The 19007-nt window shown below is 62.9% G+C and carries 17 protein-coding genes and 1 pseudogene; 11 read left to right on the plus strand and 7 right to left on the minus strand.

Annotated features, from left to right (window positions below):
• Nucleotides 1-36 precede the first annotated feature (36 nt).
• Nucleotides 37-570: a VOC family protein gene (locus tag U4012_RS34885; protein WP_044846702.1), complete on the minus strand. Its 534-nt coding sequence runs from the start codon at nucleotides 568-570 to the stop codon at nucleotides 37-39.
• A 427-nt stretch (nucleotides 571-997) separates the two neighbouring features.
• Nucleotides 998-1915 (minus strand): LysR family transcriptional regulator, encoded by a 918-nt coding sequence (locus tag U4012_RS34890; RefSeq protein WP_321804374.1) that lies wholly within the window; start codon nucleotides 1913-1915, stop codon nucleotides 998-1000.
• A 283-nt stretch (nucleotides 1916-2198) separates the two neighbouring features.
• On the opposite strand from U4012_RS34890, the gene U4012_RS34895 reads away from it, so the two are divergent.
• Nucleotides 2199-3515, plus strand: a complete 1317-nt coding sequence (locus tag U4012_RS34895; RefSeq protein ID WP_321804376.1) for an MFS transporter — start codon at nucleotides 2199-2201, stop codon at nucleotides 3513-3515.
• A 150-nt stretch (nucleotides 3516-3665) separates the two neighbouring features.
• A complete protein-coding gene (locus U4012_RS34900; RefSeq protein ID WP_321804378.1) occupies nucleotides 3666-4916 on the plus strand; it encodes an MFS transporter in 1251 nt (416 codons plus the stop codon).
• A gap of 263 nt (nucleotides 4917-5179) precedes the next feature.
• Here U4012_RS34900 and U4012_RS34905 read toward each other — a convergent pair whose 3' ends face one another.
• The gene (locus tag U4012_RS34905; protein WP_321804380.1) at nucleotides 5180-5656 is read right to left on the minus strand and encodes a nuclear transport factor 2 family protein; all 477 of its coding nucleotides are present in this window, start codon (nucleotides 5654-5656) and stop codon (nucleotides 5180-5182) included.
• Between the two features lie 259 nt (nucleotides 5657-5915).
• Between U4012_RS34905 and U4012_RS34910 the strand changes: the two genes are divergently transcribed.
• Complete coding sequence (locus U4012_RS34910; RefSeq protein WP_321804382.1) at nucleotides 5916-6302, plus strand: helix-turn-helix domain-containing protein; 387 nt, start codon at nucleotides 5916-5918, stop codon at nucleotides 6300-6302.
• Nucleotides 6303-6600: 298 nt separating this feature from the next.
• On the opposite strand, the gene U4012_RS34915 is transcribed toward U4012_RS34910, so the two are convergent.
• Nucleotides 6601-6975 (minus strand): hypothetical protein, encoded by a 375-nt coding sequence (locus tag U4012_RS34915; RefSeq protein WP_321804384.1) that lies wholly within the window; start codon nucleotides 6973-6975, stop codon nucleotides 6601-6603.
• 610 nt (nucleotides 6976-7585) lie between these two features.
• Between U4012_RS34915 and U4012_RS34920 the strand changes: the two genes are divergently transcribed.
• Complete coding sequence (locus U4012_RS34920; RefSeq protein WP_044846708.1) at nucleotides 7586-8692, plus strand: porin; 1107 nt, start codon at nucleotides 7586-7588, stop codon at nucleotides 8690-8692.
• Nucleotides 8693-8878: 186 nt separating this feature from the next.
• Here U4012_RS34920 and U4012_RS34925 read toward each other — a convergent pair whose 3' ends face one another.
• Nucleotides 8879-9277 carry a GreA/GreB family elongation factor gene (locus U4012_RS34925; RefSeq protein WP_044846709.1) on the minus strand — a complete coding sequence of 133 codons (399 nt, stop codon included), beginning with the start codon at nucleotides 9275-9277 and terminating at the stop codon, nucleotides 8879-8881.
• Between the two features lie 514 nt (nucleotides 9278-9791).
• On the opposite strand from U4012_RS34925, the gene U4012_RS34930 reads away from it, so the two are divergent.
• A complete protein-coding gene (locus U4012_RS34930; protein ID WP_044846710.1) occupies nucleotides 9792-10121 on the plus strand; it encodes a DUF4148 domain-containing protein in 330 nt (109 codons plus the stop codon).
• A 153-nt stretch (nucleotides 10122-10274) separates the two neighbouring features.
• Here U4012_RS34930 and U4012_RS34935 read toward each other — a convergent pair whose 3' ends face one another.
• Nucleotides 10275-10736, minus strand: coding sequence for a CBS domain-containing protein (locus U4012_RS34935; RefSeq protein WP_044846711.1), 462 nt, complete (start codon nucleotides 10734-10736; stop codon nucleotides 10275-10277).
• Nucleotides 10737-10913: 177 nt separating this feature from the next.
• On the opposite strand from U4012_RS34935, the gene ribA reads away from it, so the two are divergent.
• The 3 genes from ribA (at nucleotide 10914) to U4012_RS34950 (ending at nucleotide 13643) form a co-directional block, all read left to right on the plus strand.
• Complete coding sequence (ribA, locus tag U4012_RS34940) at nucleotides 10914-11564, plus strand: GTP cyclohydrolase II (protein WP_044846712.1); 651 nt, start codon at nucleotides 10914-10916, stop codon at nucleotides 11562-11564.
• 221 nt (nucleotides 11565-11785) lie between these two features.
• The gene (locus U4012_RS34945) at nucleotides 11786-13078 is read left to right on the plus strand and encodes a tyrosine-type recombinase/integrase (protein WP_321804388.1); all 1293 of its coding nucleotides are present in this window, start codon (nucleotides 11786-11788) and stop codon (nucleotides 13076-13078) included.
• A gap of 319 nt (nucleotides 13079-13397) precedes the next feature.
• The gene (locus tag U4012_RS34950; protein ID WP_081076467.1) at nucleotides 13398-13643 is read left to right on the plus strand and encodes a helix-turn-helix transcriptional regulator; all 246 of its coding nucleotides are present in this window, start codon (nucleotides 13398-13400) and stop codon (nucleotides 13641-13643) included.
• 443 nt (nucleotides 13644-14086) lie between these two features.
• On the opposite strand, the gene U4012_RS34955 is transcribed toward U4012_RS34950, so the two are convergent.
• Nucleotides 14087-15832, minus strand: a complete 1746-nt coding sequence (locus tag U4012_RS34955; protein ID WP_415750428.1) for an ATP-binding protein — start codon at nucleotides 15830-15832, stop codon at nucleotides 14087-14089.
• Between the two features lie 628 nt (nucleotides 15833-16460).
• Between U4012_RS34955 and U4012_RS34960 the strand changes: the two genes are divergently transcribed.
• The 3 genes and pseudogenes from U4012_RS34960 to U4012_RS34970 all read left to right on the plus strand — a co-directional run.
• Nucleotides 16461-16739: an HU family DNA-binding protein gene (locus U4012_RS34960; protein ID WP_059571965.1), complete on the plus strand. Its 279-nt coding sequence runs from the start codon at nucleotides 16461-16463 to the stop codon at nucleotides 16737-16739.
• On the plus strand, nucleotides 16736-17890 hold the full coding sequence (locus U4012_RS34965) for a PDDEXK nuclease domain-containing protein (RefSeq protein WP_321804394.1): 1155 nt from the start codon (nucleotides 16736-16738) through the stop codon (nucleotides 17888-17890). The genes U4012_RS34960 and U4012_RS34965 overlap by 4 nt, the downstream gene beginning before the upstream one ends.
• A 190-nt stretch (nucleotides 17891-18080) precedes the next feature.
• Nucleotides 18081-19007 (plus strand): annotated as a pseudogene (locus U4012_RS34970) (IS3 family transposase); the annotation flags it as partial.

The following is a 19007-nucleotide window of genomic DNA, read 5'->3' on the forward strand; positions in this document are numbered from 1 at the left end:
GCTCCTGTGAGTGTAGGGGGACGCGCGCGGGCCCGCTCAGGCGGCAGCTGACGCGTCGATGATGCGGACCGGATCGGCGCCGTCCCAGGTACGCGCTTCGGCGATGCCGTGCGCGATCATCGCGCGCATGCCTGCACCTTCGATCACTTCGACGCGCACGCCGGGATCGTCGGCGTCGTCGAGATAGGCGACGCGCGTGGCCGGGTTGTGCGCGTCGAACACCACGCGCAGCCCGCGCGCCGTAAGTTGCGCGACGGCGGCATCGAGATCGTCGACCACCCATGCGACGTGATGCAGGCCCGTGAGCAGTTGTCCGTGCGCATCGCGGTACGGCGACGGCGCGTCGTTCGTCACGTGGATCAGTTCGATCTGCAGATCGGCGCGATACGCGAGCCCGACATCCATCGTGACCGTCGTCGCTTCGCCGAGGCAGCGGCCGTCGAGCCGCACGTTGCGGAACACGGTCCATGGGCCGACATCGTGGCGGGCGCGCCAGCGCGCGATGCTGCGGTCGAGATCGGCGACCACATAGCCGATCTGGTCGATGGGGCCGAGGATAGGGTCGTTCATGGTGTCTCCGTGGCGGGCGCGCGAGCGGGCGCGGCGCCGTTTCGTGCGGCAATCGGCGCGTGATGAATGACGGTCATGATGGCAACAAAGGCGGTGCGGCGTGCCGTCCAAACGGACTAGCTGCAGGCTATCCGGACGGCGCTGGGCGCTGCATCGCTGACGACGGATTTGCGTACAGGACAGGACGAGCGAGGAAGGCGAGAGAGGCGAGGAAAGCGAGGAACGCGAGGAACGCGAGGAACGCGAGAAACGCGAGGAAGCGGGCAAGCGGCGAGCGGCGAGCGGCAAGCGGCAAGTGGCAAGCGGCAAGCGGCAAGCGGCAAGCGGGGAAAGCGGAAAAGCAGGAAAGCAGGAAAGCAGGAAAGCAGGAAAGCAGGAAAGCAGGGAGGAGCCGAAGCTGACGAAGCGCGTAAACCGGATTCGCGCATTACCCCGCGTTCGGCCTCTTGACCGTCAGTCGGCACACCGTTGCGAGCGCGAGCAGGTTCGGATCACGTTCACGCCGATGCAGGAAGCTCAGGCCGATCGTCTGGCGGATCGTCGGTCCGGCGAGCGGCACCAGCGCGATCTTGTGCGAGAAGAGGTCGCGCACGCGGCCCGGCAGCAGCGAATGGCCGACGCCGCCCGACACGAGGTTGATCAGCGAAAAGATGTCGCCCACGCGCATCACGACGTTCGCCGTGACGCCCGCGGCCCGGAACGCTTTCGTGAAACCGTCTTGCGTCGCGAAACCTTCGCCGAGCGACACGAACGGCACGTCGCGGCAGGCGGCGAGATCGACCGCATCGCATTGCGCGTACGGCGAATCGATTGGTGCGGCGAAGAACATTTCGTCCTCGAACAGCGCGATCGATTCGATTTCGGCGTCCGGTTCGGGCAGCGCCATCAGCGTCGCATCGATCGCGCCTTGCCGAAGCTTGTCAAGCAGGTCGGCGTTCGAGCCGAGCACGAGCTCGGCCTGCAGCTCGGGCCGACGCTCCTTCAGCGCGATCACGACCTCGGGCACCGTACGGATCGTCAGCGAATAGAGCGAGCCGATCTTCAATTGCCCGGCGCCGTAGCCGGCCGCTTCGCGCGTCGAGCGGATGCCGTCCGTCATCGTCTTTAGCACGTCGCCCGCGACCTCCGCGAGCACCTGCGCGGCTTCGGTCGGAATCAGGTTCCGTCCTTCGTGGCGAAACAGCGCGCAATGCATCCCTTCCTCGAGCGTGTGCAGCGCGCGATGCACGCTGACCGTGCTGACGTTGAGCGCCTCGGCGGCCTTCGCGAGGCTGCCGGTTTCCATGAAGGCGAGAAGCACCTCGAGCTTGCGGAAGGTGATCTCTTCGTTGATGCGATTGCGCATGGTCGGGGCAGCGGGAAGGGCGATCGGCGATTCTGACGCAGAACCTCGGCAGCAACAATGCGCGAATGTCCGGAATGGCCGCGGGACGGTGCCGCGCCCGGACGACGTTTAATCTGCGGCTAAGTATCCGCTGCTGCCGTTAATTGATGAGGGTTTTCGGCGTCCCTATCATCGGTTCGTGCCGGTTGTGCGCGGGCGCCAGGCGGCGTTCCATCCCGCGTACCGCAGCGCGCAACGGTTCACGAGCGGCCGGCACGGCCCCACGAGACTGCAGGAGACAAGCATGCGCGACCTACGTCGGAACACGCGGCATCGGCAAGTCGTTGCCGCTGTCGTCGGCAATACCCTCGAGTGGTACGACTTCATCGTCTACGGTTTCTTTTCCGGCATCATCGCGCGGCTGTTCTTTCCCGCCGAAAGCCAGTATGCGTCGCTGCTGATGTCGCTCGCGACGTTCGGCGTCGGCTTCTTCATGCGTCCGGTGGGCGGCATCCTGCTCGGGCTCTATGCGGACCGCAAGGGTCGCAAGGCCGCGATGCAGCTCATCATCTTCCTGATGACGCTGTCGATCGCGCTGATCACGTTCGCGCCGTCGTACGCGACGATCGGCCCGGCGGCGCCGATCCTGATCGTCGTCGCGCGGCTGCTGCAGGGCTTCGCGACCGGCGGCGAATACGCGAGCGCCACCGCGTTCCTGGTCGAGAGCGCGCCCGCGCACCGGCGCGGCCTGTACGGCTCGTGGCAACTGATCGGCCAGTGTCTCGCCGTGTTCTCGGGCGCGGCGATGGGCGCGTGGGCCACGCAGTCGCTGTCGGATGCGGCGCTGCACAGCTGGGGCTGGCGCGTGCCGTTCGCGCTCGGGCTGCTGATCGGGCCGGTTGGCTTGTGGATCCGCCGTCACATGGAGGAGACCGAAGCGTTCCTTGATGCGAGCAAGTCGACGGTCGAGCCGCCGGCGAGCGTGTCGCGCGTGCTGCGCGACAACCTGCGCGGCGTGCTGGTGTCGATGGGGCAGACGATCACCGGCACGGCGGTGTTCTACGTGATGCTCGTCAACATGCCGACGTTCGTGCACAAGACCTTCGGGCTGCCGCTCGACCAGGTCTTCAAGGTGCAGATGGTGGCGGTCGCGCTGCTGACGGTGACGATTCCGGTCGCGGCGATCGTGTCCGACCGCATCGGCCGGCGGCCCGTGCTGATCGCCGGCACGCTGTCGCTGCTGACGCTCACGTATCCGCTGTTCTCGTGGCTGGCCGCCGCGCCGGGCATCGGGCGCCTGCTCGTGATGCAGCTCGTGATCTGCACGATCATCGGCATCTGCTACGGTCCCGCGCCGACCACGCTCGCCGAGCAGTTCGCGACGCGATCGAGATCGACCGGCGTCGCGCTCGCGTACAACGTTGCCGTGATGGTGTTCGGCGGTTTCGCGCCGTTCATCGTCACATGGCTGACGCGTGCGAGCGGGTCGCCCGTCGCGCCCGCGTGGTACGTGCTGTTCGCCGCGTCGTTCGGGCTGGCCGCGAGCGTGTTCATGCACGACGGCGCGCCGTGCGTGCTCGCGCGCCGGCAGTTCTCGGGCGAGCCGCTGAGCGCCAAATAGTCGTTCGCCATTCGGGGCGATCAGCCATCGGCCCGGGCGGCATGCGGCGTATCGGCGCCGCCGATGGTCAGCATCGCGGACGGCGGCCTACCGGGGCCGCCGCCCGCTCGTTACGCTTGCGCGATCATCCACTCTGTCCGGAAGGTCGCCATGTCCCGGCTCGACTACACGCTGCTCGGCCCCTGCCTGCTCGCCATCGCGATCGACGCGATGGGGTTCGGGCTCGTCTACCCGATGATGTCCGCGATCTTCAGCGATCCGCACGCGGGCATCCTGCCGGCCGACGCCGGCGAACACGCGCGCAACTTCTACCTCGGTGTCGGCTACGGGATCTATCCGCTCTGCATGTTCTTCGGCTCGTCGCTGATGGGCGAGTTGTCGGACCGTTACGGCCGCCGCCGGATCCTGCTGCTGTGCGTGCTCGGCCTTGCGGCCGGCTACGCGCTGATGGCCGCCGGCGCGTGGCACGGGAGCGTCGCGCTGCTGCTGGCCGGGCGCGGGCTCACCGGTTTGATGGCCGGCTGCCAGGGCATCGCGCAGGCGGCCATCACCGACCTGAGCACGCCCGGGAACAAGGCGTACAACATGAGCATCATGTCGCTCGCGTTCAGCGCCGGCGTGATCGTCGGCCCCGTGCTCGGCGGCGTCACGTCCGACCGGACGATCTCGCCGCTGTTCGACTACGGCACGCCGTTCGTGCTCGTCGCCGCGCTGTCGCTCGTGTGCGCGTTCTGGACCTGGGCGTCGTATCGCGACACGGCCGCGCCGCGCGGCGACACGCGCATCGATCCGCTGCTGCCGCTGCGGATCATCGGGGAAGCCGCACGTCAGCGCAACGTCGCGTTCCTGTCGGTGGTGTTCTTCCTGATGCAGGTCGGCTACGGACTCTACCTGCAGACCATCATGCTGCTGCTGCAGGCGAAGTTCGGCTATACGAGCGCGCGGCTCGGGCTGTTCAGCGGCGTGATCGGCATCTGCTTCGTGTTCGGCCTGCTGTTCGTCGTGCGGCGGATGCTGCGCGTGTGGCGGGTGGTCGACATCGCGAAGACGGGCCTGCTCGTCGCGGGCCTCGGCCAGATCGCGTCGGCACTGTTCCCACACGAGCCGGTGCTGTGGGTGCTCGCGATGGTGGTCGGCTGTTTCGACATGGTCGCCTACACCACCATGTATACGGCGTTTTCCGATGCCGTCAGCGAGGACCGGCAGGGCTGGGCGCTCGGCGTCGCGGGCTCGGTGATGGCCGTCGCATGGGTCGTGACGGGCGCGCTGACGAACCTGCTGCCGGTATTCGGCGAGATCGGGCTGCTGCTGATCGGCGGCGCGGGCTTCCTGCTCAGCTTCGTGATGATGGTGAGCTACGGGCGCAAGCAGGCCCGCGGGCGCGCGGCCGCGCTGTCGTAGACGGTTGCGCGCAGGTCGGCCCGATCCTGTCGGACGTTGTCCTGCGGGTCGCTGTCGCGCGTGAGCGCGCGGCCCGACACCAGTGCCTCGCGGTCACGGCGGGTCAGCCCGCGGCGGCAATCTGGCGCGGGGCCGCGTGCGGCGACGTGCTGACGACCGGGCAGGTGCTCGCGCTCGATGTCGCACGACGCATGCGCGGCCGGTGCGCTGGCCGCGTTCAAGGGCGAAGCGGTCGGCCGCGCATCGGCGCGCGGCCCGCCCGGTCAGAACATCGTGTTCCCGTTCGCGGCTTTTTCGGGCACCGGCTGGATCACGTCCCAGTGCTCGACGATCTTGCCATCCTTCACGCGGAAGATGTCGACCACCGCTTCGCCGCGATCGCCCGGGCGCTCGGTCGCATGCACGTGCAGATAGACGAGGTCGCCGTCGGTCGCGCTGCGGACGATTTGTGCGCGTGATTCGGGGTTCTTCTGGAACGCGCCGACGAAGTACGACACGAACGGCTTCTTGCCGTCGGGCACGTGCGGGTTGTGCTGCTTGTAGTTGTCGGCGACGACGGCGGCAGCCTCGAGCGCTTCGTGCTTGTTGAAGAAGCGGTCGTAGAACGCCAGCACGAGCTGGCGGTTGGCTTCCTCGGCGGTCAGGTCGCGCGCGGGCGGGCGGGCGGCCGGCGCGGCGGTCGATGCGGCGAGCAGGACGAACGCGGCAACGGTACGAACGGGCGAGCGGAGCGATGACATGCGGCAGGTTCCTTGTCTGGAGATGCGTGGACGGACGCGCGGTGCGTGGTGTGCGACTGCGGATGACGCCGATCGTCGTCATCGGCGGCGACGGGGTGCCGGTGGTGCGCGTGCGCATGCTTCGTAGAACTGGCAAGTCCGCTCGGCCATCGAGTCGATCGAATGGTACAGTTGCCGCGAACCCGTCACAAGAAGTCACCGCGGTGTGAACAGGTCACACCGCGGTGACCGTGCATTGCCCGTGAAAGAGAATCCCGTCATGTCGTTTCCGTCCGCCGACGAATCCGTCGAATTCGATCAGCCGTGCCCGATCCGCGATGTGCTCGACCGCATCGGCGACCAGTGGAGCCTGCTCGTGCTCGAGGCGCTGTCCGGCGGCACGATGCGTTTCAACGAACTCGCCCGTGCGATCGGCGACGTGTCGAAGCAGATGCTGTCGCGCACGCTCAAGCGGCTCGAGCAGGACGGCTTCGTCAGCCGCACGCTGTATGCCGAGGTGCCGCCACGCGTCGAATATGCGCTGACGGACCTCGGGCGTTCGTTCCTGACGCCGATGCACGCGCTGATCCGCTGGGCAGACGAACATCATCGTGCGATTTGCGCGGCCCGTCGCCGTGCGCGCGAGCAGGAAAGCAGCGGGCGTTGAGCGGAGTGCGTCGTGCGGTCGCGTGACGGCCGGCGACGGGATGCGTGCGTTGCGGCAGCAGCAGATGATTTCGTCATCCGAACGTTTCGAGGGCGCTGCTTTCGCATGCGGTGTCGCGAAGGGCGGAACGCACGCGTGGCGATCGGCGTTTGAAGGGTGCCGACGACTGTCGTGACCGTGGCAAGCGCGATCGGCCTCCGCCCGGTCGGTCAGCTCGTAGGCAGGACAGGGCGGCGTGTCGATCGGCAAGGGCGCGGAAGCGGCGGATTCGCGCCGACCGACGGCCGGCGCGGACGACTTAACGCCAGGTGCCGTCGACGTAGACCCACACTTGACCCTGGCGCCGCCAGTATCCAGGTACCCACCTGCGCCCGGGGCGGCGGGCGACCCAGCGTCCGGACACCCATATATAGTGGCCGCGCTGCCAGCGCCAGTAGCCGTCGGTCCAGACATAGCCGTGCGGCCGTGGAGGCGGCGGCCGGCGATCATGCCGCTGTGCAGGCGGTGCGAAGCCCGGGCGATCTGAATAAGGCGGCCTGCCGGGGCCCGGAGGCGGTCCGGGCGGCCGGTACCCGGGCGGGGCGGGCTGGGCGGAGACGGTACGCAGCCAGCCGCCGGTGGCGGCAAAGGCGGCGGTCAGTCCGACGGCGCGTAGCAACGAGCGTCGATCCATGCGGGTCCTCTATATATGTAGTCGAAGCCGCCTTACATTAGCCCGCAGGTCCCGGAGCCGGGTTACGCGGGTCGTTAAGGCTGTTACCGCATGTCACGACGACCCGGCGGCTGCCGGGGCGCCGCCCTCGATCTCCCCGTTGAAGTTGGCGCCGACGGCCAATGGGGTCGGCTACGGCCGCGCGGCCGAATGTTTACCGTTCAGTCGCTGCGTTTTAGGCGGCCAGGCCCAATATTTGAGATCAATTCGGGTAAAAATTACCGTTTTCGTGTGGTTCCATCGATTCCGTTTGTTGTTTCTATGCAACCGTCAAGACGATGACACGAAAGAATGGTGGGATGAAAGCCTCCAAAAAACATCCGTCAATAGGTCAAAAAAGACGTTAAAACAAATACTTATAACGCGTCCCCACTTTCATTATTTCTAGTTCTGGAAAAGCTTATTTCTTTATTTGCAGATCGCGTCCCTAGGGTACACCCCTAAACTCACGGTTCCCAAACGGGCAACTATCCGGGCGCGGCCAGAAGGACCGATGGCGCTCCCGGGCGGTTGCAGACCGTTTATGAACAAGGTCGCGAGACCTGCCTCTTTTTAGAAGGGAGCTCCACGAATGAACAAGACTCTGATCGTTGCAGCAGCTGCAGCATCGTTCGCTACCGTCGCTCACGCGCAAAGCAGCGTCACGCTGTACGGCGTGCTGGACGCAGGCATCACCTACCAAAGCAACGTCCAGAACGCAGCCGGCCAGGGCAAGTCGCTGTGGTCGATGGGTTCGGGCATTGACCAGAGCCGCTTCGGCCTGCGTGGTTCGGAAGACCTCGGTGGCGGCCTGAAGGCAATCTTCACGTTGGAAAGCGGCTTCAACATCGGCAACGGCAAGTTCGCGAACAACAACGGCATGTTCAACCGCCAGGCTTTCGTCGGCCTGTCGAGCCAGTACGGCACGGTTACGCTGGGTAAGCAGTACGACTCCGTCCAGGACTACCTGGCACCGCTGACCGCAACGGGCTCGTGGGGCGGTACGTACTTCGCTCACCCGTTCAACAACGACAACCTGAGCACGAACGGCGGCTACTCGGCTAACAACACGATCAAGTTCGCAAGCGCGAACTACGCTGGCCTGCAATTCGGCGGCACGTACTCGTTCTCGAACAGCACGAACTTCGGCAACAACCGTGCTTACAGCGGCGGCGTGTCGTACCAGTACCAAGGCCTGAAGCTGGGTGCAGCTTACTCGCAAGCGAACAACCCGAACAACAACGGCACGGGCGCAGTTGACTCGTCGTCGGCTCTGTTCAACGGCCAAGGCCGCCTGCGCACGTACGGCGCGGCTGCTGCATACGCATTCGGCCCGGCGCAAGTTGGCGCAGCATGGACGCAATCGCGTGTCGACAACCAAGCTAACGGCGCGGCTACGTTCCACGCTGACAACTACGAAGTCAACGCGAAGTACAACCTGACGCCGGCTCTGGGCCTGGGCGCAGCGTACACGTACACGAACGCGAAGGTTGCTGGCGAAAGCACGCACTGGAACCAGTTCGGCCTGCAAGCTGACTACTCGCTGTCGAAGCGCACCGACGTCTACGCACAAGCTGTGTACCAGCGCGCTGCGAAGAACGGCGTTGGCGCATCGATCTACAACGGCGACGTCAACACGCTGCCGAGCTCGTCGATCAACCAAACCGCAGCAACGGTTGGTCTGCGTCACCGCTTCTAAGCGTGACGGCTGGGTAACCAGCTTCGCAGTATCGAAAAAGGCGCCTTCGGGCGCCTTTTTTTTCGCCCGCCGCATCGGCGATGCGGGCTGCGATGACGCTGCGTATCGTCCGGCCGCAAAAAAAGCGAGGCGCTGAGCCTCGCTTTTTGTTTGGTGTGCCGACGTGTGCGCTGCCGGCCGGCAGCATCAGCGCGTGTATTCGCCGTTGGCTTCCGGCTGGAACACGATCGCGGCGACCTTCATCAGCCTTTCGGCGCCGCTCGGCTGCAGCACTTTCACCAGCTGGCCGCGTTGCGTGCCGAGCAGCGCCATGCCGACCGGCGAGAACACGTTCAGGCGGCCGAGCTCGAGATTGGCGGCGTCCGGATAAACAATCGTCCAGGTGGCCTGTTCCTGGGTCGCTTCGTCGAGCAGTGTGATCTGCGAGTTCATCGTGACGACGTTTGCCTTGATGGCGTCCGGTTGCACGATATCTGCGCGCTCGAGCAGCGTGTCGAGCATCGTCTGGAAGCGCGGGTTGTGTTCGGCGTGCTTCTCGAGGCGAGCAACGTCGAGTTCGGTCAACTGGTAAAGGCGTTGTTTCATGGCAGTTCTCCAAATGATCGGCATGGGGCAGGCGGGGCGCGCCTATGGGGATCGCCCGGAGCCTGTCTGACCTGGCTCCGGGAAGGAGACCGAGCCGTCAGATCAGGCGCCGGGCAGGCGCGAGCGGCGCCTGGGCCGTGCGTCGAGCGAGGGGATGCGCCGGCTGGCCGGCGCGCACGCGCACGCCGACCAGGCCAGGCGGCGAAACCGGAGCGAGCATGGGCGCGTGCATGGTGAATGGGGTATCGAGAGGTGAATAAAACCTTACGATTCTACAACACAACCTTCCGGATCGGTGCTTTGGCTGTCGGCCTTTCGTCAGGCATTGTTGTGAAAATGATTTAAGTAATAGCGATCGCACACGGTGACAGCGGTCGATTTTTTCCGAAAATGCAACGCTGTATGTTCAAACCAAGGGTTTCCCCTTGGTATCGCCAGCACTACACTTGATCCATCGCTTCAGACAGTCCCGCCGGGAGCGACGTCAAAAGAGAACATATTTCGGAGGTCCACCATGAAGTCGATCATCTACGCAGCGATCGCTGCATCCGTTCTTGCCGCCCCGATCGCATCGTTCGCACAGTCCGAGCAGGGCTTGACTCGCGACCAGGTTCGGGCCGAGCTCGTGCAACTCGAACAGAACGGCTACAAGCCGCTCGCGAGCGATTCGCAATATCCGGACAACATCCAGGCCGCGGAACAACGGATCCAGCCGAACCAGCCGATGCTCGCCCAAGCCGATACGAGCGGTTATGGTGCGGTGGCGACGGGCGCAGGCCAGTCGGGCCGCCGCATGACGCATGAAGCCGCGAATCCCGTGAACTCCGTCTACTTCGGCAACTGAACATTCCCGGGTCTGCCCGAGCACAGCATGTGACCGACGGGACGCGCGCCGCTTGCGCGCGTCTGCGTCAGCAGAGCAGAACCTCCGTCGCCGCATTCCGGCGGCTTTTCCGCCCAGACGCTCGCGCGTTTGGGCCTTTTTCGCTGGGACGGATCAGGCGGACGTGACCGTCGGGGTGCCGTGGATATAGTGTTCCAGTTGGCTGATCGTGAATTGCTGGTCGGCAATCACGCTCTTCACGAGGTCGCCGATCGAGATCAGGCCGATCAGCTTGCCGTCCTGGATGACGGGCAGGTGGCGCATCCGGTGCTCGGTCATCAGTGCCATGCACTCGTCGGTGGATTGCGACGGTTCGACGTAGCGCACCTTGGCCGTCATGATTTCCTCGACGCGGGTGGCTTTCGACGAACGGTCCTGCAGCACGACCTTGCGCGCGTAGTCGCGCTCGGTGACGATGCCCGCGATGTCGTCGCCGTCCATGACCAGCAATGCGCCGATTCCCTTTTCCGCCATCAGCTTGATGGCGTCATAGACGAAATCGGCTTTCTTGACGGTGTAGATCGTGCGGCCGGAATCCGGCTTGGCTTTGAGAATTTGCGCGACAGTCGTGCTCATTTGCTTTCTCCGTGTGCGGGAAGATGCAGGGAAGGCAGGGCGTGATGCGCGGCACCCGACGGGCCCAGTATAGCCGGGCCTGCTGCGGCAGTCGCGTGACGTTTCCAGATTAGCGGTAAACTCCGGTCACGCACTATCCACACAACTCCTACATTCCAGATCGTTTCGATTGAATTCATGATGTCTTCGCGTCCCCAATCGCCCACGCAGGGCAATGGCCAGGCAGACGAGTGCGTGACGCTCGTCGCCACCGCGTCGCTGCCCACGCGCTACGGTACGTTCACGTCGTACGCTTTCCGCGTATCGGGCAGCGATGCCGAACATCTCGCGCTCGTGATGGGCGACGTCACCGGCGAGCAGTCCGTGCTCACGCGGCTGCATTCCGAATGCCTGACGGGCGACGTGTTCGGCTCCTTCCGCTGCGATTGCGGCGAGCAGCTCGATCTCGCGTTGCGCTACATCGCGGCGGAAGATCGCGGCGTGCTGCTGTATCTGCGCGGCCACGAGGGGCGCGGCATCGGCCTGAGCAACAAGATCCGCGCATATGCGCTGCAGGAGCAGGGGCGCGACACCGTCGAGGCGAATCTCGACCTCGGCCTGCCCGACGACGCTCGCGAATACGATTCGGCCGCCGCGATCCTGCGGATCCTCGGCGTGACGTCGGTGCGCCTGATGAGCAACAACCCGAAGAAGTTCGACACGCTCGTGAAGCACGGCATTCCCGTGTGTGAACGCGTGGCGCTCGCCGTGCCCGTGCGCGAGGAAAACGAGCGTTACATCCGGACCAAGCAGGTCAAGTTCGGGCATTACTTCGAAGAAAACGAATAGCAGGAATTTCGGACTTGTCCAGGTTCGGCCGAACTGATCTGCCGGTGTCCATAAGTGGTTGAATTTTAATGACTATGTCGCGTCACTTGGTGCCTCGGTTAACGCATTGGCGCTTGTCTGCGCCTGGCTAAACTTGCTGCATCGGCGTAGGTTTATGCGATGTAGCGCAGAAAACCTACGCCGAGTATGCTTCTCTCGAGAAAACCTACGCCGAGGGAAGAATGCGGTTCGATGCACGTGTCGCGGCTAAACTGCTGAGTGGCGAGCACCTGACCTTTGAGGGGTTTCCGGGGTTACGCCTCCAGGCGTCGACGAGCCGCAAGTCGTGGACGTATCGTTACAAGTCGCCGGTCGACGGCCGCATGCGACAGGTAAAGCTCGGCGAATGGCCGGCGATGGCGTTTGCCGCAGCGATCGCTGCGTGGGAAAAGAACCGTGTCGAACGCGATTCTGGTACTGAGCTTTCAGCACTCCGTCGAAAACGAGGTAAATCGACTGTTCGTCCATCACCGACCGCCTACACAGTCGGACAGGTGTGCCGCGACTATCTTGAGGGGTATGTAGAAATAAATCGGAAGACAAAGGGAGCGGTTGAGGTCGCACGTATGTTCAAGGCGATGTTGGGGCCTATTGCGGATGTGAGCGCAGCGGCTATCACACGTGCTCAGGCATTCGACTTACTCGACTCGTATCGGTCAACGCCTATGCTTGCGGCGCGCCTTCGTATGGAGCTTGGCAGTGCCTGGCACTATGCGCTTGATGCCGGGCGCCTTCCCGAAAATACTCCGAACTGGTGGCGGGAAGTTCTACGAGGGCGATTGAAGAGCAAAGGGCGCAAGGTCGAGGGGAAATACACGGGGACACAGAAGCGGGTGCTCTCGCTGGACGAACTCGGCACATTGATCCGATGGTTGCCGAACTTCAGTTTGACTGTTGCTGACGCGTTGACGCTCTATATTTGGACCGGTACGCGGGGTGGCGAAATTGTCGCTATAGAGAGTACCGAGATAACCGAGGAAGCCGACGGTCTCTGGTGGACCATTCCGAAGGAAAAGACCAAGGGATTGCATAATGAGAGAGCGACAGATCTGCGCGTGCCGCTCATAGGCCGTGCCGAAGTTGTTGTGCGACGACGTCTCGATCAGGCCAAGGGAACGTTTCTTTTTGAATCGTCGCACGGATCTTCGATGGACCAAACCGTGGTCCAGCACGGCGTCTACTATCATCAGCCATATTGCAAGATCGCGCCGAAGCATGAGCGGCCGCGTTTAGCCGTCACGCATTGGTCAGCCCACGATCTTCGCCGCACAACCCGGACGTTGCTCGCGACGCTGGGATGTCCCAATGATATTGCCGAGGCCGTCCTCGGGCATGTACAGCCTGGAATCATCGGCATCTATAACCGCCATACCTATGACAAGGAACGGCGCGAATGGCTCACGCAGCTGTCACATCGTCTCGAAGCGGTTGCTGCGACGTATCCCGCGAAGAAGCAGATCGCCGGTGTTTCTTGATCGAGCTTCATTGAGCTTCAAATAAAAAGAAGCGACTGCAGAGGGCAGAGCGGTAAGGATTTTCGACTCAGCTTCATTTGGGAAAGGATTACTGCGGAACTTCGAGGAAATCCGTCGTTCGATCGGTACGCCGCCAAACAGAAGGTTGTTCCTGCTGGCGCGTTTGCCCCGCTCGGCAAATGCCTATTAAAGTCGGATCTACGTGCGCAATCGCAAGTACGAAGTGCTCCCTAAATCTCATCGATTCTCCGGTTGTGCATGTTCGCAATGCCTCTGCGCGGATAAGGGGTCAACGGCAACAGACGAAGGGCGAAGTGGAATGAAGATCTGTTTCTCTTTGAAGGAAGTAGCAGTGGCACTCTCGCTGTCACCGGCGACCGTACAGAAACTCGTACGAGAGAAAGCCTTCCCCGAGCCGCGACTACTGTCGGGCCGGAGGGTAGGATGGCTCACACATGAGGTTCAGAAGTGGGCTGACGCTCGTCCGGTTGCCGACCTGCTGCCGCCTGAGAATTCCGGTGCTAGGAAGCGGCGAGTTCCTCGAGACGATCGCCCGGCTACGTGAGCCATTCCGATTTCAGCGCCGAGGCTGTAATAGTCTGGCCCCCACGATACCGCACTGGCTCAATTTGACCAATTGCCTCCACGACTACCTCCGAGCCTCCTAAAAATGTGTCTGTTGGAGGCGTAGCGGTGTGCCGAACGACCCTAGAGGGTAGTCTCGCAGCGCTGAATCGCAAGAACTGAAGGGGAACATATTAAGGGCTATGTTACCCTTCACTTCGGGACATCGAGCGAGCGCCCAGGCTCGTGGGGCGCTCACACAACTAAAGTTGTGTCTATGTTTCAACTAAAGTTGTGTCTACGGTCGCGCGATTGCGTGTAGGCGGAACGGGAAGCAGAAGGTGTGGCTTGAACCGATCCCCATCGCCCGCACGATCGGCCGAAGCCGAACAGGTCAGGCAGGAAGCGGTTTGGGCGCGTAATACCGGTAGGCCAGCCACATTTTCATTTTTTCGAGGCGCGCGCCGCGTTGCCGGCTCGCTGAAGCACAGCCTGCAGGGCGCTTATTTCGACCGGCTTCACGAGATGGGTATCGAAACCCGCGTGCTCGGTCCGATCATGATCGGAAGGCCGCGCATACCCGGACATGGCCGCGCACACGGTCTGGCCGAGGCCCTCGGTCTCACGCAGCTGTCGCAATAGCGCGAATCCATCGCCGTCAGGCATCGACAGGTCGATGAGCATCAACTGCGGCCGATGCGCACGGGCTTGTGCCAGCGCATCAAGCGCGCGATAGGCGACGTGCGCTTCATGGCCCAGGGTACGGAGCAATACCGCCATCGTATCGGCCGAATCGCGATTGTCGTCAACAACGAGGACAACCAGTGGCGTTGCGGCGGGAAAACCGACGTTCGGCTCGTCCGCCCGCTGCTCGCTGGCCGCCGCGCTGGCCGTCGCCAGGCGCACGGAGAATGTCGTGCCGCGGCCACGGCCGGCACTTTCCGCCGAAATCGTACCGTCGTGCAGGCGAACAAACGACCGGCAGAGCGCCAGCCCCAAGCCCAATCCGCCCTGCGGGCCTCCCGCAGCGCCTTGCTGCTCGAACGTGTCAAAGATGGTATTCAGCGCGCTCGGCGCGATGCCGGCGCCGTGGTCCGTCACGCGGACCACAACGTGGGCGCCATCTACGCCAGCCGATACTGTGATTGGGCTGCCCTTTGGCGAAAATTTCGACGCATTGTCGAGCAGATTGTGCAGCACCTGGATGAGACGCGTCTTGTCGCCGCGCACGTACACCGGTTGGTCCGGGAGACTGACCTCGATGCGCTGCGCCCTGGCGCTTGCCTTGGCTTGGGCGCTTTCAACGGCACGCGTAACCACATCGCGCACTGCCACGATGGTCAAGTCCAGTTTCACTTTGCCAGCCTTGATGCGACCGAGGTCCAGCAGGTCGTCCACCAGCCGCGTGAGCTGACCGAGCTGTCGGTCGATCGCATCCCGACATTGCGCGAGTTGAGGTCCAAGATTGGGGGTGGTTTGCAGGATGCCAATCGAGTTCCGGAGGGGCGCTAGGTGATTGCGCAACTCGTGGCCGAGCATCGCGATGAACAAGTTGAGCTGGTTGGTGGAGGCTTCGAGATGTGCGATCCGGGCGCGCTCGGTCGTGTCTCGCATGATTTTGACGAAGCCGCAGACTTGCCCCGAGTCGTCCCGAACGGCGGTAATCGTTGCATGGGCCCAGAAACGAGAGCCATCCTTGCGAATGCGCCACCCTTCGCCTTCGAAGCGGTGGTGCTCGGCAGCCTCGTCAAGGCTGCGCATTGGTCCCGCCGTTTCCACCGCTTCGGCCGGATACATGCACGAAAAATGGCGCCCGATCATCTCGTCCGCGAAATAGCCGCTGATCCGTTCCGCCCCCACATTCCATGTCGCGATGATTCCGTCGCAGTCGAGCAAGTAGACCGCATAATCGGAAATCGACTCGGCGACCGCCTGAAACTGCAATTCGGCGAGGCGGTGATGGAGGATTGACGTTGCGGTCATGGTGATGCCTGGCGATGGCGTCGAGTTCGATTCGATTCTTTGGGTCATCGGAATCTCCATGATCGGCGGCACGCGGGGCCGTACGGCAAGGCGCGAACGGGCGTCGGCTCGATAAATACTGGGCGGCACCAGATCGACGTCGCCCGGCGGCTCGGCTTCGCCGTCCTTGGCTGGATTGCTTGCCCGCAACCGTGAGCGCCGTGTCATCCCGAGCTTCCGCCACCGCGTCGACCATTACGACACAAGATTAGTTGAAATCGCGCGTTGCGCTACAACTTTAGTTGACGTCGAACGACACGATAGACACAACTTTAGTTGAAACGGGATTGAGCTTCTGGGCCTTGCAGAATAAGGCGCCACGAGCGATTGCTGCGATGCGGCATAATGGTTACAACTTTAGTTGCGTAAGCGTGGGGCGCACACGACTGAAGTTGAGTCGAGGCCCGGCTGCCGGTGGCGGGCAGAGGGGAGGCAGGAGACGCGGCACGAACCGATGCCGTAGTCCGCGCAGGTCGGCCGGGCAGATTCGGCTGGAGAAACAGTCAGGTTGTGGGACACCGGAAGCCGGACCACGTAGTCAGCGCGAGTGATGACGCCCGCACCGGCCCGCTGGTTGGGTGAGCGCGGGCCGGGCGGAAGACGTTCGCGATTGCTCTGGGCGAGCGTGTCCGCGACAGGTGTAAGCCGGAGTTTATCGGTGGGCCGCCCGCCGCGGGCAGTGGTGGGGACGGATGCCAGTGAGTTGGAGGGTATTGCTGCACTGATCGCCAGCGATTTGCGTGTGTGCAGCGGGATGAGGTAGGGTGCAGCTTTGACTTTGTTGCCGAGGCTGTTCATGAACAAGCAGGAACTCATTGACGCGGTCGCAGCGGGCGCGGGCGTCAGCAAAACCGACGCGAGCAAAACCGTCCAGGCGGTCCTGGACGCGATCACGGACGCGGTGAGTCGCGGCGAATCGGTACAGCTGATCGGTTTCGGCGCGTTTTCGCAGGGGCAGCGCGCTGCCCGCACGGGACGTAATCCGACGACGGGCGCGGAGATTGCCATCCCGGCCGCGAATACTGTGAAGTTCACCGCCGGCAAGGCGTTCAAGGACGTGGTGAACGCACTGTGACGCAGCGCGAGGTCGGGCAGGCCGCTTATGCGGGACTGCACCGTGAAATTGCCGATGTAGTCGCGTCGGCGCGCGAGGCGACGGCTCGCACGGTGAACGCCCTGATGACGGCGACCTATTGGGAGATCGGGCGACGAATCGTTGAGTTCGAGCAGGGCGGGGAGGAACGGGCCGCTTATGGCGAGGCGGTGATCCGCCGTTTGGGCGCCGATCTGTCAGAGCGATTCGGTCGCGGCTTCGGATGGCGCAATCTTGCACAGATGCGCGCCTTTTACTTGACGTGGCCTGCGGATCGGATTTTGCAGACACTGTCTGCACAATCCACGCCCGCCCGGATTGTCCCGACAGCGTCTGCAAAATCAACCAAGGCAGCTGTGAAGGCGTCGACGGGCATGGCGTTTGAGCTAAATTCTATCGCTCAGGCTTTTCCGTTGCCCTGGTCCGCCTACGTTCGCCTCCTCGCGGTGAAAGCGCAAGCTGCTCGCGACTTTTACGAGGCTGAAGCGTTGCGTGAGGGCTGGTCTGTGCGGCAGCTTGACCGTCAGATCAGCAGTCAGCTCTATGAGCGGCTGGTGCTGTCACGCAACAAGGCGTCCTTGCTCGGAAAGGCGGCTGTAGTGCAACCCGGCGATCTTCTCTCGCCTGAGGAAGCGATCCGCGATCCGTTTGTCCTCGAATTTCTTGACATGAAGGACGAATATTCGGAGTCGGATCTCGAAGCGGCCTTGATCCAGCACTTGGCGGATTTCCTCCTCGAGCTCGGCGATGACTTTGCGTTCATAGGTCGGCAGCGGCGTCTACGGATCGATGACACCTGGTTTCGAGTCGATCTCGTGTTTTTTCACCGGCGCTTGCGATGCCTGCTCATTATCGATTTGAAGGTCGGGCGCTTCAGCTATGCGGACGCGGGGCAGATGCGTCTCTACCTCAACTACGCGCGTGAACATTGGATGAAGCCCGGCGAAAACCCCCCGGTTGGCTTGATTCTGTGTGCTGAAAAAGGCGCGGCCGAGGCGCATTATGCACTCGACAACTTACCGAACAAGATACTCGCAGCGGAGTATCAGACGGTCCTCCCGGATGAGGCCACGTTCGCGCGAGAATTGGAACGTACCAGGGTCGAACTGGAGCGCCGGGGCCGCAAGGCGTGACTTCCCGTCCGAGGTTCCGAGGTGCTTAAACACGCGCGGATGGGCGAATACGATGAAGCGGTCGTGACCTGCCTGATTTCTTCGGGCCATTTCAATCTTGGAGAACGGCCTCGGTGAGCGGCCCCCAGTAAACAGTGCCATGATGTAAACGAGTTTTCGGCGGACTTTTCAGTATGAAAGGAGCCGTACGATGAAACGCAAGCGCTTCAGTGTCGAGCAGATTGTGGCGGTGTTGAAACAGGCCGAAGCAGGCATGCCGGTAGCGGAACTGATTCGTCACGTAGGCATTTCGGAGCAAACCTTCTATCGCTGGAAGAAGGTATATGCTGGTTTGCAGATGGACCAGGTGCGGCAGCTCAAGCAGCTTCAAGACGAGAACGCCCAACTGAAGAAGGTAGTTGCGGAGCTGACGTTGGACAAGGCGATGCTGACCGACGTATTGAAAAAAAAGCGGTGAAGTCCTCGCCGAAGCGCCACGTCGTGGATTATCTAAAGTGCGCCTATGGAGTAGCAGAGCGGCGTGCCTGCCGCCTGGTGGCCATATCGCGCTCGGTGTACCAGTATCGCAGCCACCGCGACCGGCAGACTGCATTGCGGCAGCGCATGTGTGAAATCGCGGCGACGCGGGTGCGCTATGGTTACCGCAAGATACGCGTGCTGCTGCTCCGGGAGGGCTATCAGGTCAGCAAGAATCGGCTGTACCGTCTGTATCGTGAGGAAGGGCTGTCGCTGCGCTACAGACCAAATCGCAAGCGACGTGCACAGATGAGCCGTCCGGCACGTGCAAAGTCGACGGCGGCAAATCAGGCGTGGAGTTTGGACTTCGTCGCTGATCAGCTTTCGAACGGCCAGAGGTTCCGCGCGCTGACCATCATCGACGTCTTTACGCGCGAAGCACTAGCCATCGATGTTGGCCAGCGACTGAGCGCTTCAGATGTCGTGCGTGCACTGGATGAATTGAGGAGCAAACGCGGAGCGCCCCGCACGCTGTTTTGTGACAACGGCTCGGAATTTATGAGTCAGGTGATGGACCTGTGGGCTTACCATCACAAGGTCGAGATTGCCTTCAGCCGGCCCGGCAAGCCAACGGATAACGCATTCGTGGAGTCGTTCAACG

It is taken from the genome of Burkholderia sp. BCC1988 (assembly GCF_905339895.1).
Taxonomy (GTDB): domain Bacteria; phylum Pseudomonadota; class Gammaproteobacteria; order Burkholderiales; family Burkholderiaceae; genus Burkholderia.

Bases quoted from the DNA above. Each gene is read 5' to 3' on its own strand.
- U4012_RS34885 (WP_044846702.1), bottom strand. From the start codon at position 570: ATGAACGACCCTATCCTCGGCCCCATCGACCAGATCGGCTATGTGGTC.
- U4012_RS34890 (WP_321804374.1), bottom strand. From the start codon at position 1,915: ATGCGCAATCGCATCAACGAAGAGATCACCTTCCGCAAGCTCGAGGTG.
- U4012_RS34895 (WP_321804376.1), top strand. From the start codon at position 2,199: ATGCGCGACCTACGTCGGAACACGCGGCATCGGCAAGTCGTTGCCGCT.
- U4012_RS34900 (WP_321804378.1), top strand. From the start codon at position 3,666: ATGTCCCGGCTCGACTACACGCTGCTCGGCCCCTGCCTGCTCGCCATC.
- U4012_RS34905 (WP_321804380.1), bottom strand. From the start codon at position 5,656: ATGTCATCGCTCCGCTCGCCCGTTCGTACCGTTGCCGCGTTCGTCCTG.
- U4012_RS34910 (WP_321804382.1), top strand. From the start codon at position 5,916: ATGTCGTTTCCGTCCGCCGACGAATCCGTCGAATTCGATCAGCCGTGC.
- U4012_RS34915 (WP_321804384.1), bottom strand. From the start codon at position 6,975: ATGGATCGACGCTCGTTGCTACGCGCCGTCGGACTGACCGCCGCCTTT.
- U4012_RS34920 (WP_044846708.1), top strand. From the start codon at position 7,586: ATGAACAAGACTCTGATCGTTGCAGCAGCTGCAGCATCGTTCGCTACC.
- U4012_RS34925 (WP_044846709.1), bottom strand. From the start codon at position 9,277: ATGAAACAACGCCTTTACCAGTTGACCGAACTCGACGTTGCTCGCCTC.
- U4012_RS34930 (WP_044846710.1), top strand. From the start codon at position 9,792: ATGAAGTCGATCATCTACGCAGCGATCGCTGCATCCGTTCTTGCCGCC.
- U4012_RS34935 (WP_044846711.1), bottom strand. From the start codon at position 10,736: ATGAGCACGACTGTCGCGCAAATTCTCAAAGCCAAGCCGGATTCCGGC.
- ribA (WP_044846712.1), top strand. From the start codon at position 10,914: ATGATGTCTTCGCGTCCCCAATCGCCCACGCAGGGCAATGGCCAGGCA.
- U4012_RS34945 (WP_321804388.1), top strand. From the start codon at position 11,786: ATGCGGTTCGATGCACGTGTCGCGGCTAAACTGCTGAGTGGCGAGCAC.
- U4012_RS34950 (WP_081076467.1), top strand. From the start codon at position 13,398: ATGAAGATCTGTTTCTCTTTGAAGGAAGTAGCAGTGGCACTCTCGCTG.
- U4012_RS34955 (WP_415750428.1), bottom strand. From the start codon at position 15,832: ATGACACGGCGCTCACGGTTGCGGGCAAGCAATCCAGCCAAGGACGGC.
- U4012_RS34960 (WP_059571965.1), top strand. From the start codon at position 16,461: ATGAACAAGCAGGAACTCATTGACGCGGTCGCAGCGGGCGCGGGCGTC.